This is a genomic window from Streptomyces sp. R-74717 (genome assembly GCF_047305335.1).
GTDB lineage: Bacteria > Actinomycetota > Actinomycetes > Streptomycetales > Streptomycetaceae > Streptomyces > Streptomyces atratus.
On the sequence record NZ_CP102361.1, the window covers coordinates 4,962,112 to 4,975,375 of the forward strand.

Annotated in this window: 12 protein-coding genes and 1 tRNA gene; 7 read left to right on the forward strand and 6 right to left on the reverse strand. The window is 67.7% G+C overall.

Annotated elements, in window-relative coordinates; genetic code table 11:
• Positions 1-34: 34 nt before the first annotated feature.
• The 7 genes from NRF20_RS22640 to NRF20_RS22670 all read left to right on the forward strand — a co-directional run bounded on the left by NRF20_RS22640 (position 35) and on the right by NRF20_RS22670 (position 8,126).
• A complete protein-coding gene (locus NRF20_RS22640) occupies positions 35-688 on the forward strand; it encodes an SCO family protein (protein WP_398628448.1) in 654 nt (217 codons plus the stop codon).
• On the forward strand, positions 685-1,134 hold the full coding sequence (locus tag NRF20_RS22645; RefSeq protein WP_398628447.1) for a copper chaperone PCu(A)C: 450 nt from the start codon (positions 685-687) through the stop codon (positions 1,132-1,134). The genes NRF20_RS22640 and NRF20_RS22645 overlap by 4 nt, the downstream gene beginning before the upstream one ends.
• Positions 1,135-1,148: 14 nt before the next feature.
• The gene (locus NRF20_RS22650; RefSeq protein WP_413753190.1) at positions 1,149-3,107 is read left to right on the forward strand and encodes a copper resistance CopC/CopD family protein; all 1,959 of its coding nucleotides are present in this window, start codon (positions 1,149-1,151) and stop codon (positions 3,105-3,107) included.
• A gap of 8 nt (positions 3,108-3,115) precedes the next feature.
• A complete protein-coding gene (gene efeB, locus NRF20_RS22655; RefSeq protein ID WP_398628445.1) occupies positions 3,116-4,429 on the forward strand; it encodes an iron uptake transporter deferrochelatase/peroxidase subunit in 1,314 nt (437 codons plus the stop codon).
• 27 nt (positions 4,430-4,456) lie between these two features.
• The gene (gene pheA, locus NRF20_RS22660) at positions 4,457-5,392 is read left to right on the forward strand and encodes a prephenate dehydratase (RefSeq protein ID WP_398628444.1); all 936 of its coding nucleotides are present in this window, start codon (positions 4,457-4,459) and stop codon (positions 5,390-5,392) included.
• Positions 5,393-6,042: 650 nt separating this feature from the next.
• Positions 6,043-7,320, forward strand: coding sequence for a serine--tRNA ligase (gene serS, locus NRF20_RS22665; protein WP_398628443.1), 1,278 nt, complete (start codon positions 6,043-6,045; stop codon positions 7,318-7,320).
• Positions 7,317-8,126 carry an HAD family hydrolase gene (locus NRF20_RS22670; protein ID WP_398628442.1) on the forward strand — a complete coding sequence of 270 codons (810 nt, stop codon included), beginning with the start codon at positions 7,317-7,319 and terminating at the stop codon, positions 8,124-8,126. Before serS ends, NRF20_RS22670 begins: the two co-directional genes overlap by 4 nt.
• Before the next feature lie 67 nt (positions 8,127-8,193).
• Here the strand turns inward: NRF20_RS22670 and NRF20_RS22675 are convergent.
• From NRF20_RS22675 to NRF20_RS22700, 6 genes are all read right to left on the reverse strand, one after another.
• Positions 8,194-8,281: transfer RNA gene (locus NRF20_RS22675), tRNA-Ser, on the reverse strand.
• Between the two features lie 309 nt (positions 8,282-8,590).
• On the reverse strand, positions 8,591-9,286 hold the full coding sequence (locus tag NRF20_RS22680) for a hypothetical protein (RefSeq protein WP_413753191.1): 696 nt from the start codon (positions 9,284-9,286) through the stop codon (positions 8,591-8,593).
• Positions 9,287-9,607: 321 nt separating this feature from the next.
• Complete coding sequence (locus NRF20_RS22685) at positions 9,608-10,327, reverse strand: ABC transporter permease (RefSeq protein WP_398628440.1); 720 nt, start codon at positions 10,325-10,327, stop codon at positions 9,608-9,610.
• 30 nt (positions 10,328-10,357) lie between these two features.
• Positions 10,358-11,269, reverse strand: coding sequence for an ABC transporter ATP-binding protein (locus tag NRF20_RS22690; RefSeq protein ID WP_398628439.1), 912 nt, complete (start codon positions 11,267-11,269; stop codon positions 10,358-10,360).
• Positions 11,266-12,174, reverse strand: coding sequence for an ABC transporter permease (locus NRF20_RS22695; protein ID WP_398628438.1), 909 nt, complete (start codon positions 12,172-12,174; stop codon positions 11,266-11,268). The genes NRF20_RS22690 and NRF20_RS22695 overlap by 4 nt, the downstream gene beginning before the upstream one ends.
• Positions 12,164-13,153 carry an ABC transporter ATP-binding protein gene (locus tag NRF20_RS22700; protein WP_266365421.1) on the reverse strand — a complete coding sequence of 330 codons (990 nt, stop codon included), beginning with the start codon at positions 13,151-13,153 and terminating at the stop codon, positions 12,164-12,166. Before NRF20_RS22700 ends, NRF20_RS22695 begins: the two co-directional genes overlap by 11 nt.
• Between the last annotated feature and the right edge of the window lie 111 nt (positions 13,154-13,264).

The following is a 13,264-nucleotide window of genomic DNA, read 5'->3' on the forward strand; positions in this document are numbered from 1 at the left end:
TCAGCCCCACCGACCCACCAGGAATCAGTGCTCCATGCGTAAGAAAACGGTGCTGGCCGCGGCGTTCGTCGCCGCGGCCTCGCTCACCCTGTCCGCCTGCGGCAGCAGCGACGACGGCGCGAAGAAGCCCATCGCCGATGTGTCCGTCCAGGCCAAGACCAAGGCCGCGACGGTACTCGACCAGCCGTTCACCAAGCCCGACCTCGTCCTCACCGACACCCACGGCAAGAAGTACGACCTCCGTGAGCAGACCAAGGGCAAGCCGACGCTGATCTACTTCGGCTACACCAACTGCCCCGACGTCTGCCCGCTCGTCATGAGCAACATCGCCATCGCCAAGAAGTCCCTCCCCAAGGCCGACCAGGACAAGCTCCAGGTCGTCTTCGTGACCACCGACCCCGAGCGGGACACCCCGGCCTCACTGGGCAGCTGGCTCAAGGCCCAGGACACTTCCTTCATCGGCCTCACCGGCGACTTCCCGACCATCCAGGCGGGCGCGCGCCAGATCGGCATCGGCATCGACGCCCCGAAGAAGGAGAAGGACGGCACAATCTCCTCGATGCACGGCTCCCAGGTCATCGCGTTCTCCCCGAAGACCGACAAGGGGTACCTCGTATACAGCGAGGACACCTCGCCCGACGACTACACCAAGGACCTCCCCAAGATCATCAAGGGGGAGACTCCGTGAACCGCCGCACCACCCTCGCCGGCGTCATCGCCCTCACCGCCGGGCTGACGCTGACGGGGTGCTCGTCCTCGGACAGCAAGCCCGAGCTGAAGGTGACCGGCGCATTCATGCCGCAGCCCGTCAGCGACATGGCGGCCGGTTTCCTCGTCGTCAAGAACAGCGGCGGCACGTCCGACCGGCTCACCTCGGTCACCAGCCCGATCTCGGACGACGTCACGATCCACGAGACGAAGAACCAGACGATGCGCATGGTGACGTCCTTCGAGGTGCCCGCGGGCGGCGAGCTGGATCTGGAACGCGGCGGGAGCCACATCATGTTCATGAAGCTCAAGCAGCAGCCCAAGCAGGGCGAGAAGGTGTCCGTGGAACTGCACTTCGAGAAGGCCGACCCGATAAAGGTCGACCTTCCCGTGAAGGAGACCACCCACAACCCGAAAAAGCAGTGAGGGACTGACTCGCCATGACAGCCACCGCCCCGCACTTCGGACCGTCCCCGTCCACTCACGCGCCACGCCGCCCACTCGCCGCGGCCGCACTCCTCGCCACCCTTGTCGGCATGGTGTTCGGCCTGCTGCTGGGCGGCGCGGGCCCCGCGTCCGCGCATGCCGCGCTCACCGGGAGCGATCCGCAGGACGGGGCGGTGGTCGGCACCGCTCCCAAGGAAGTCACTCTCACCTTCTCCGAGCAGGTCGCCATGGGCGACGACTCCATCAGGGTCCTGGACCCGGACGGCAAGCGCGCCGACACCGGCGCCGCACCACGTGATCTGCAGAGCGGCTCCACCGTGAAGTACGGCGTCTCACTGCACACCGGGCTGCCCGACGGTACGTACACCGTCGCCTGGCAGGCCGTCTCCGCGGACAGCCACCCCGTCTCGGGCGCCTTCACCTTCTCCGTCGGAGCCCCTTCCAAGACCACCGTCGCCCTCCCGACGGACGAGGCCGGGGGCGGCCTCGTCGGCACCCTCTACGGCATCGCGCGCTACGCCGCGTACGCCGGTTTCATTCTGCTGGCCGGCGGCGCCGCCTTCGTACTGGCCTGCTGGCAGCGCGGGGCGGGTGCACGCCCCCTGCAGCGCCTGGTCGTACGCGGCTGGATGACCCTCACCGCGGCCACCCTGGCCATGCTGCTCCTGCGCAACCCGTACACCGGCTCCGGGAAGCTCGCGGACGCCTTCGACCTCGACGGTCTGAAGGCCGTGCTCGACACCAAGCCCGGGGCGGCACTCGTATCCCGGCTACTGCTGCTCGGCGCCTCCGCACTCTTCGTCGCCGTGCTGTTCGGGGCGTACGCGAAGCGCGAGGACGAGCGCGAGAAGAAGGACCTCACCTTCGGTCTGGCCATCGGCGGCACGGTGATCGCCGCCGGGATCGCCGGGACCTGGGCACTCGCCGAACACGCCTCGACCGGGATCCAGCCGGGCATCGCCATGCCGGTCGACGTGCTGCATCTGCTGGCCGTCGCGGCCTGGCTGGGCGGGCTGGCGGCCCTGCTGGTCGCGCTGTACCGGACACCGGACATCGAAGCCGCAGCCGTACGGCGCTTCTCCCGCATCGCGTTCGGCAGCGTGCTCGTGCTCACCGCAACCGGGATCTACCAGTCCTGGCGCCAGGTCGGCACCTGGTCCGCGCTCACCGGCACCGGGTACGGGCAACTGCTGCTCGTGAAGGTGGGGCTCGTTGCTCTCCTGGTCGGGATCGCCTGGATCTCGCGCCGCTGGACCGCACGGCTGGTCACGAGCGGAACCGGCGGGGAGGGAGCGGAGCCCCGGGCCGGCGCCAGGGACGAAGTCCAAGTCACGGAGTCCCGGGCCCCGGGTACATCGGACGCCAGGGCCGAGGACCCCGCGCGGGCGGCCCAGCTCGCCCGGCAGAGGGCCGCCGTGGCCACAGCCGAGAAGAAGCGGATCCGCGATGCCGACCCCGACCGGTCCGGGCTCCGCCGTTCGGTGCTGGCGGAGGCAGGGGTCGCCGTGGCGCTGTTGGCCGTGGCGACCGTGCTGACCTCGACCGAGCCGGGACGTACCGAGGAAGAGGCGGCCCGCAGCTCGACGGCGGCAACCGCCCCCGCGGCCGAAGGCCCGGTCAATCTGGCGCTGCCCTTCGACACAGGCGGCAAGAACGGCAAGGGAACGGTGCGGATGGACATCGACCCCGCCCGTACCGGTGCCAATGAACTCCACATCTGGATCGACAGCATCGACGGCAAGGCCATGGACGTCCCCGAGCTGAAGCTCGCCTTCACTCTGGGGTCCAAGGACATCGGCCCGCTCCCCGTCGTCCCTGTCCGGCTCACCGAGGGCCACTGGACCGCGAGCAACGTCCAGATCCCGATGGCGGGCAACTGGAAGGTCGCGGTGACCGTGCGTACGTCGGACATCGATCAGACGACCATCGACAAGAACGTGAAGATCGGCTGAGCAGGATCGTGAGCGGAAACAGCAACAGGAAGACCTCCTCAGGCAGCGGGGACGACAAAGGCCGTGGCAACGGCGCCATCTCCCGGAGGCGGCTGCTCGGCAGCGCGGGCGCGGCCGGTGCGACCGGGCTGGTACTGGGTGCGGCGGGCGGCGCGACCGGCTATGCCGCGACCCGGACCGACGAGCCGACCGCTCTGACCGCGGTCGGCTCCACCCAGGTGATGTTTCACGGGAAACATCAACCGGGGATCACCACTCCGCTTCAGGCCCGCGGCCATCTCGTCGCCTTCGATCTGGCGCCTGGTGCGGGACGGAAGGAAGCGGCTGCCCTGATGCGCCGATGGTCGGCCGTGGCCCGGCGCCTGATGGCCGGCGAAGCCGCCGACAGCGGCGCGGCGGACGGCGCCGCCCATGACACCGGGATCGCGCTGGATGCCGGACCTTCCTCGCTGACCGTCACCTTCGGCTTCGGCCGCACCTTCTTCGAGCGCACCGGCCTGGTCGGCAACCGGCCACCGGGACTCGACCCGCTGCCGCCGTTCTCCTCCGACCACATCGACGCCAAGCGCTCCAACGGTGACCTCTGGGTACAGATCGGCGCCGACGACGCGCTCGTCGCCTTCCACGCGCTGCGTGCCGTGCAGAAGGAGGCCGCCCCGGCCGCCAGGGTCCGCTGGCAGATGAACGGCTTCAACCGATCCCCCGGCGCCACCGCGCAGCCGATGACCGCCCGCAATCTGATGGGCCAGATAGACGGCACCGGTAACCCGAAGCCCGCCGAGAGCGACTTCGACCGGCGCATCTTCGTACCGGCCGGGACCGATACGAAATACGACTGGCTGACAGGCGGCTCGTATGCGGTCGTCCGGCGGATCAGGATGCTGCTCGACGACTGGGAGAAACTCCCGGTGGAACGGCAGGAGCAGGTCATAGGGCGCCGCAAGGAGGATGGCGCTCCGCTGAGCGGTGGTGCCGAGACCACCGCGATGGACCTCGACAAGGCGGGCCCCGACGGCAAGCTCCTGATCCCGGACAACGCCCACGCCCGGATCTCCTCCCCCGAGAAGAACAGCGGTGCGGCCATGCTGCGCCGCCCCTTCTCGTACCACGACGGCATCTCTGCGGACGGCACTCCGGACGCCGGGCTGCTGTTCATCTGCTGGCAGGCGGATCCACAGCGGGGGTTCGTTCCCGTGCAGCGCAAGCTGGACCGCGGCGATGCCCTGTCGCCGTTCATCCGGCACGAGGCCAGCGGCCTGTTCGCGGTGCCGGGCGGTGCGGCGGACGGCGAATACGTGGGTCAGCGGCTACTGGAGTCCTGAGAGACCGGGGCGCATTAGGGTGACGGTATGTCCGCCACGCGCTACGCATATCTCGGCCCTGAAGGCACCTTCACCGAGGTCGCCCTCCGTACGCTCCCGGAAGCCGCCACCCGCGAACTCGTCCCGATGGTCTCCGTACCGGTGGCTCTGGACGCGGTACGCAGTGGGGCCGCCGCGGCAGCGCTCGTACCGATCGAGAACTCCGTCGAGGGCGGCATCACCGCGACGCTCGACGAGCTGACCACCGGCGAACCGCTGATGATCTACCGCGAGGTGCTGCTCTCCATCACCTTCGCGCTGCTGGTGCGGCCGGGCACCAAGCTGTCCGACATCAAATCGGTCACCGCGCACCCGGCCGCGCAGCCGCAGGTGCGCAACTGGATGGCCGCCCATCTCCCGGACGCCGTATGGGAGTCGGCGGCCTCCAACGCCGACGGTGCCCGGCTGGTGCAGGAGGGACGGTACGACGCCGCCTTCGCCGGTGAGTTCGCGGCGGCGACCTACGGTCTCGAACCGCTGGTGACCGATATCCATGACGCGGTGAACGCGCAGACCCGCTTCGTCCTGGTGGGCCGCCCGGCCCGGCCGGCGGCGCCGACGGGTGCGGACAAGACGTCGGTGGTCATCTGGCTGGGCGAGGACCACCCCGGTGCGCTGCTCGAACTGCTCCAGGAGTTCGCGGTGCGCGGGGTGAACCTGATGCTGATCCAGTCGCGGCCGACCGGGGCCGGCATCGGGAACTACTGCTTCGCGGTGGACGCCGAGGGGCACATCGCGGACCGCCGGGTCGGCGAGGCGTTGATGGGGCTGAAGCGGATCTGCCCGAAGGTACGGTTCCTCGGCTCGTACCCGCGGGCCGGGGTGGCGTTGCAGGATGTACGGCCACTGCGGGCGGGGACGTCGGACGCGGAGTTCATGGAGGCCTCCGACTGGCTGGCCCGCAATCTGGACGGGCGGGGCTGACGGCGGTCCGGGACTGTCGGTCCCGGGGCCGACGATCCCGGGGACCGGTGCGGCCGGGCACCAGTGCGCCCGAGTGTCTGTGCGCCTGAAGCACCCGTGCTATCTACCGCCTTTCATCATCCACAGAGTTATCCACAGGGGTGGTTCTCGACCTGGGGACAAGTCGACACTCCAATGCGACATGGTCGACATATCGCTCCAGTCGACTCAGATGCGTCCACAGACTGACAGGCCACTCGGGTTGCCCCGTGTCGCCCGAATTCCATTGATCAACTCTTTTGGGCGGCGAATTCCCACCCGAACGAGCGCCTGAAGTGGGTTTCAACGGGGAATCCATGAGCCCCTACACGACTTTCGGAATGATCCCTTCCGGTGTCCACAGATCTTCCCCACAGCCTGTGGATAACCTTTAGGGGCGCCAACACCTGTGGACAAGCGACACCCAACTCCCCTGCCAGGCAAGGCGGATGCGTCAAGACGGTCGATACCTTCTGCCCCATTTAGGGGAATAAACTCTTTTTATTGACGATCGAGATCAACTCCAGCCGCGCAATACCCTCCAGCATTACCAATTCAGGCAATTCGGGCAAAGTGACACGCTTGGCAATATCGGTTCGAGCTGGAGAAGCGCACACCGGTAGCCTGGAGGGGTGATTGACCTTCGCCTGCTCCGTGAGGACCCCGACCGTGTTCGCGCCTCCCAGCGCGCCCGTGGAGAGGACGTCGCGCTCGTCGACGCCCTTCTCTCCGCCGACGAGCGGCGCAGGTCGTCCGGCGTCCGCTTCGACGAACTCCGCTCCGAGCAGAAATCGCTCGGCAAACTCATCCCCAAGGCTTCGCCCGAGGAGCGTGCCGAGCTCCTCAAGCAGGCCGAGCAGTTGAAGGCCGACGTCAAGGCGGCCGACGCGGCACAGGACAAGGCCGACGCCGAGGCCAAGAGCCTGATGCTCCAGCTCGGCAACATCGTCCACGAGGACGTGCCGGTCGGTGGCGAGGAGGACTTCGTCGTCCTGGAGACACACGGCACGATCCGTGACTTCGGGGCCGAGGGCTTCAAGCCCAAGGACCACCTGGAACTCGGCGAGAAGCTCGGCGCCATCGACATGGAGCGTGGCGCCAAGGTCTCCGGTTCGCGCTTCTACTACCTGACGGGTGTCGGCGCGCTGCTGGAACTCGCCCTCGTCAACGCGGCGATCGCGCAGGCCACCGAGGCCGGCTTCGTCCCGATGCTGACGCCTGCGCTGGTCCGCCCGCGCGCCATGGAGGGCACCGGCTTCCTCGGCCAGGCCGCGGAGAACGTGTACCACCTGGAGAAGGACGACTTCTACCTGGTCGGCACCTCCGAGGTACCGCTCGCCGCTTACCACATGGACGAGATCATCGAGGCCGACAAGCTGCCGCTGCGGTACGCGGGCTTCTCACCGTGCTTCCGCCGCGAGGCCGGTACGTACGGCAAGGACACCCGGGGCATCTTCCGTGTCCACCAGTTCGACAAGGTCGAGATGTTCTCGTACGTCGACCCGGAGGACGCCGAGGCCGAGCACCGCAGGCTCCTGGACTGGGAGAAGCAGTGGCTCACCGCTCTTGAGCTGCCGTTCCAGGTGATCGATGTCGCCACCGGCGATCTGGGGGCCTCGGCCTCCCGCAAGTTCGACTGCGAGGCGTGGATCCCGACGCAGGGCAAGTACCGCGAGCTGACGTCCGCTTCGAACTGCGACGGTTTCCAGGCGCGCCGTCTTTCCGTCCGGATGCGCGACGGTAAGAAGGTCCAGCCGCTGGCGACGCTGAACGGCACGCTGTGCGCCGTACCGCGCACGATCGTGGCGATCCTGGAGAACCACCAGCTGGCCGACGGCTCCGTACGGGTGCCCGAGGTGCTCCGGCCGTACCTGGGCGGGCGCGAGGTTCTGGAGCCGGTCGCCAAGTGACCTTTCCGTACAAGCTCGTCGCGACCGATCTCGACGGCACTCTGCTGCGTGACGACGACACGGTCTCCGAGCGCACCCGTGAGGCACTGGCCGCGGTCACCGCGGCCGGTGCCGCGCACATCATCGTCACCGGTCGCGCTGTCCCGTGGACCCGGCACATCCTGGACGACCTGGGTTACGAGGGGCTCGCGGTCTGCGGCCAGGGCGCGCAGGTCTACCACGCGGGTGAGCGCAAGCTGCTGACCTCGCTGACGCTGGACCGGCAGCTCGCCGGCCTCGCGCTGTCCAAGGTCGAGGCCGAGGTCGGCCCGCTGGCGCTGGCGGCGAGCCGCGACGGGCTCGACGGCGAAGTACTGGTCGGCCCCGGCTACCGCGTACAGGAAGGGCCGCTTCCGGCTGTCTTCGCGGAGGATCCGGCCGAGTTGTGGTCGGCCCCTCTGAACAAGGTCTACATCCAGCATCCCGATCTCGACGACGACGCACTGGCGAAGGCCGCGCGATCGGCCGTCGGCAACCTGGTCGACGTGGTCATGGCCGGTCCTGGTGTCGTGGAGATCCTGCCGCTGGGGCTGACCAAGGCGACCGGACTCTCGCTGGCCGCGCGCCGGCTGGGCCTGAAGGCCGCTGACACTCTGGCCTTCGGTGACATGCCGAACGACATCCCGATGTTCGCCTGGGCACAGCAGGGTGTGGCAATGGCCAATGCACATGAGGATCTGAAGGCCGTGGCACAGGAGATCACCGCGTCCAACGAAGATGACGGCATCGCTGTGGTGCTGGAGCGGCTGCTCCAGTCGTACGGGTAAAGGCAGAGGTAGGGGCGGGCGGCTGGATCGGCTGCCCCACTCGTACTGGTACCCGACACTGCTCCTGCGGAGGATGCGCGGATCGAACGCGCGCGGGGTTCACGGCCCCGACGACGGCTTAGCAAGCCGCTGCCTTACCACTCGGCCAATCCTCCGGAAGGGCGGCCGCACGATGCGCAGAAACCGCCCCGGGCGTCCTCTGCTCCGATCGGCACGGCGGAGTCGTCGGTGACTACTCCGGTGCCGGCTCGGGCCCGCCCTGTTGGGAACTCGACGGACTCGGACTCTCGGTCATCGTCGCGCTCCTCTCCCGGCCTGTGGCGTGCATGTCGGCGTGCGGCTGTTGATGTCGGGGCGTGCTGCGCCGGTTTCGGCGTGTGCTGCACCAACTACTGTGACCGGGACGGCCTTTCGGTGCCACCCATTTTCCGGGCAATACCGAAAGGCCGTGAACGGCCTTCGGATCAGCGCTGCTTGTCGCGGCGGCTCAGATCCTTCAGGTAGCGGGCGAGATCGTCCATCCTTCCGTCGATACGGACGATGTCCTCGGACAGGTGGCCCAGCCGCACGCTCATGGCGCCGACGACCTGATGTGTGATGTCCACCCTCCGGTCGAGGCTGTCGAGCCGGTGCGACATCCGGTTGAGAACGGGCCCGAGCTCCTGAAGCGCGCTGCCCACTCCTGCGAGGCAGTTCTCGACCCGGGTGACGCGGTGTTCGAGCGAGGCATAGCCCGCACGCAGGTCCTGCTCGGCGTCGAGCAGATACGTACGGACGCATCGGGCGATGTCGCTGTCGCGAAGAAGCATCGCAACGTTGAGCACGGTCCTGCGGGTGTAGAGGGTGAGCTGAGTGACGGCCTGTGGATAACTTTCCACCTCCTCGCCACTCCATAGGGACAACATGTCCCTATGGAATTCCCGCAGCTCAGAGCCACGAAGCAGCCTGAGTCCGTTCTCCGAAACCTCGGCTCGATGCCGCTGCGTGACCTTCTTGATGACCTCTGTGGATACTTCGAAGTAACGAGCCACGTCCTCTGTGCGAAGGTGAATTCCGTCAGGGAGCATGACAAGGCTCTTGACCTTGCCGAGGACGTCGACGCGCCCCATCTGCTCGACGCGCAGCGCACGCGATTCGAGCAGGGCAACTTCCGTGGGCATGGACATGCCTTCCGATCGTGAAACCGACGATGGGCAGCCCTGTCCCGGGCTTGAGGGGCGGAGGACGCTCACGGTTGCCACTCACTCAGTGACCGACCCGGCGGGTACTCCCTCACCGGCATCGGCAATCCCTGATTTCACGAAAGCTACGACGCCACAGATTCCAGTTGCCTCCACGCACCCTGCGCAACGAACCGATAACCGTACAGTTACGCGTACTACTGTCCGAAATGCGTCAACCCCCGCCCAGGAGACGAGGGTTGACGACGATCGAAGTGATCAGAAACGGAGCACGGCAGAGGCATCCGGGGGAACCCCCGATCACTCCTCGCCGGCCAGCTTCAGTGTGCGCAGCTTCTGACCTGCGTACCAGGTCGCCACCACCGTGACCGCCACCAGCAGGATCGTCGCGACCGGCAGTCCGACATCGGAGGTGATCGCGCCGGCCCCGCCGACCTTCTCGGCAACTGCGAGGGACCACTGCTGAACGCTGAGCGTGCGTGCCCCCGGCACCAGAGTGCCGAACAGGGCCTCCCACACCAGCGCGTAGACGAGGCCGAAGACGACCGCGTGCCGGCTGACGGTGCCCAGCAGCAGGAACAGCGAGCTGTACGCGATCGAGGCGACCAGCGCCGCGATGGTGTAAGCCACCGCGATCTGCTGGCCGTTTCCGTTGAGAATCAGCCCCGCGACCAGCGTGGGCAGTGCGGAGAAGACCATCGTGACGGCGATGGCCACGATCAGTTTGGTGAAGATGATCGTCGGCCGTTTCACCGGCTTGGCCAGCAGATAGACGATCGATCCGTCGTCGATCTCGGGACCGATGGCTCCGGTTCCGGCGATCACGCCGATCAGCGGCACCATCGTGGCGATGGCGAAGCCGCCCAGCACGTCCGAGGCGACCTGGTCATCGGCTCCGGCGAACGCCCGTACCGCCACGGCGATGATCACCAGCAGCGCCGGCAGGACGAAGAGGATGGCGGCCCGGCGCCGGCCGAGCAGGGCCCGGTAGGTGAGCCGGGCGACTGTGGGGTCGTACATGACGCTTCACAGCTCCTTTCAGGCCGCTACTCAGGCCGCTACGAGATAGGAAAAGACCGATTCGAGAGACTCATCGGACGGCGAAACGGTCAGAAGGCGAATTCCGTGGTCACGTGCGACCTTCGGCAGCAACTCGGTGAAGCGTCCGAAGTCGACCGCCTGGATAAGCAGGGCCTGTTCGCCCAGGTCCACCTCGATACCAGCCGTCGACGGGTCGGCGATGAGCGCGGCAGCGAGGGCGCGGTCGTCGCTGGAACGTACGAGATAGCGGTGCGGGCGGTCCGTCATCAGCCGTCGGATCTTCCGGAAGTCACCGGATGCCGCGTGCCGTCCCGCCACGATCACCTCGATGTGCGAGGCGAGTTGTTCGACCTCTTCGAGGATGTGGGAGGAAAAGAGCACGCTACGGCCCTCCTCCCCCATCCGCCGCAGCAGCGCCATCAGCTGCATCCGCTGGCGCGGGTCCATCCCGTTGAACGGCTCGTCGAGCAGCAGCACCGACGGTTCGTGGACCAGTGCGGACGCCATCTTCACGCGCTGGCGCATGCCCTTGCTGTAAGTCGAGATCTTGCGGTCCTGCGCGTACTCCATCTCGACCGTGGCCAGCGCCTTCTGCGCCGCCACATCGCCGAGTCCCTGCAGTTCCGCATTGGCGACGACAAATTCGCGGCCGGTCAGGAAGTCGTACATCCCTTCCCGTTCCGGCACGATCCCGATCTCCTTGTACACCGCTTCATTGCGCCAGATCGGCCGGCCGTCGAGCGTGACCGTGCCGGTAGACGGGGCGAGGAAACCGGCCATCATGTTGATCAGCGTGGACTTTCCCGCGCCGTTGGGGCCGAGCAGCCCGGTGACGCCCGGGCCGACCGTCATGCTCACGTCGTTGACGGCGACCACATTGCCGAACCAGCGCGAGGTGTGGTCGATCTCGATGGTGGTCACAGCCCGACCCTCCGGTAGCGGCGCATCAGTACGGCGTACGAGCCGGCGACGAGCGCGAGAACAACGATCAGATAGACCACACCGGCCCCAGCCCCCGGGCCTTCCCCTCCGGGGAAGGCCGAACTGGCCCCGAGGAACGCGGTCTGTACACCACCGATCAGCGTGATGGGGGAGAAGAGCCCCAGCCACTCGATGGCCCCCGTCGAACCCGTCTGCCAGGCAATGGCCTGGACCGTGGAGACCGCGCCGTAGGAGATGGTCAGTACGGCGATCACCGCGGCGACACCGAAACCGCGGCGCGGTGTCAGCGCGGCCATCACCAGGCCCAGTCCGGCGAAGAGCACGGACAGCAGCGCCACCGAAACCAGCCCCTGTCCGAACCCCTTGGTCTGCTCGGCGAAGTCGAACTTCCCCAGCAGTGCGCCCACATAGAGGATGACGAGCGGCGCCCCGGTGAGGATGAAGAGCGCGGACGCCATGGCCGCCAGCTTCGCGACGACATAGTCGACCCGCTCGATCGGCCGCGAGAAGTACAGCGGCACGCTCTTGAAACGCAGGTCACGGGAGACCGACTGCGGTGCCTGCGCGGCGACGAAGAGTCCGATGACGGCCTGCAGATAGATCGCGAACGCCGTGTACTTGATCGGCAGAGCCGTGGCCCCCGGGGCGGCGATGGCGACCGCGACAATGATCGCCGCGACCATGCACATCACACCGAACAGCAGCATCGGCAGCACCTTGGACTTCGCGGAACGCCCCAGTCCGAAGGAACCCCGCAGGGACTGCGAGTAGAGCGAGCGCCGCGCATAGCCGCGTCCCAGCCGCGTGCCGTCGTAGGAGCGGTACCCGATGTTGTGGATCCGGGAGGACTCGCTCCCGCTCACGGCTCCGGTCTCAGTGCTCATCACGACCGCTCCCCTTCTGCTGTACGGCCCCGACAACCGCGGACACGGTCTGCGTGGCGGCTGCGGCGCGCGGTGCCTCTTCGGTACGGAAGACCTCGGCGATGTGATGGCGCCGCTGCTCCATCCGCACGAGACCGAGCCCGAGCCCGGCGACGCTGTCGCGCAGGATGTCGTACGTCTCCTCGCCGGTCGCCTCGACCAGCAGGATGTGACCCGCACCGGGCAGCCCCTGCCCGTCGAGACCGTCGTGGCCCACGAGGTTGACGCCGGCCCGGGTGAGGACCTGACGCAGCGCGTCGGTGCCGTCCGGGTGGGTATCGCTGTCGGTGACCTCGACCGCGAGGGTCGTGGTGGTCTTCGTGAAGTCGCTGGTGGAGCTGGAGCGCAGAAGTGTGCCGCCATCGATGACGACGACATGGTCGCAGGTGCGTTCCAGCTCGCCCAGGAGATGCGAGGTGACCAGGACCGAGATACCGAAGTCCGTGTGTACGCGGCGGATCAGCCCGAGCATCTCATCGCGGCCGACCGGGTCGAGGCCGTTCGTCGGCTCGTCGAGCAGGACCAGCTGCGGGTCGTGGACCAGCGCCTGGGCCAGTTTCACGCGCTGCTTCATGCCGGTCGAGTAGCCGCCGATGGGGCGGTAGCGCTCCTCGTACAGACCGACGTGGCGCAGTGTGTCGGCGGTGCGCTCGCGCGCTGCCGTCGGCGGCAGTCCGGACATCCGCGCCATGTGGACGACGAACTCGGTGGCCGAGACGTCCGGCGGCAGACAGTCGTGCTCGGGCATGTAGCCGACCCGTTCCCGGATGGCGGCGCCACTGGTGGCGACGTCGAGTCCGAGCACCGCGGCCCGGCCTTCGGTGGCAGGGGACAGACCCAGCAGGATCTTGATCAATGTGGACTTGCCGGCTCCATTGGAACCCACCAGGCCGGTCACACCGGGTCCGATGTCCAGGGAGAGCCGGTCAAGCGCGGTCACCCGGGGGAACCGCTTGCTCAGGCTTTCGGTCGCGATCACAGTCACGCCTTCGAAGATAGTGGCGCGGACCACACCGGTCGTCAGCCCTGGCGGCTGGATCCGCATCAGACT

What these genes read in the sequence shown, in the direction of transcription:
- pheA (WP_398628444.1), top strand. Translation starts at nt 4,457, where the DNA reads ATGTCCGCCACGCGCTACGCATATCTCGGCCCTGAAGGCACCTTCACC.
- NRF20_RS22650 (WP_413753190.1), top strand. Translation starts at nt 1,149, where the DNA reads ATGACAGCCACCGCCCCGCACTTCGGACCGTCCCCGTCCACTCACGCG.
- NRF20_RS22695 (WP_398628438.1), bottom strand. Translation starts at nt 12,174, where the DNA reads ATGAGCACTGAGACCGGAGCCGTGAGCGGGAGCGAGTCCTCCCGGATC.
- NRF20_RS22685 (WP_398628440.1), bottom strand. Translation starts at nt 10,327, where the DNA reads ATGTACGACCCCACAGTCGCCCGGCTCACCTACCGGGCCCTGCTCGGC.
- NRF20_RS22680 (WP_413753191.1), bottom strand. Translation starts at nt 9,286, where the DNA reads ATGCCCACGGAAGTTGCCCTGCTCGAATCGCGTGCGCTGCGCGTCGAG.
- NRF20_RS22640 (WP_398628448.1), top strand. Translation starts at nt 35, where the DNA reads ATGCGTAAGAAAACGGTGCTGGCCGCGGCGTTCGTCGCCGCGGCCTCG.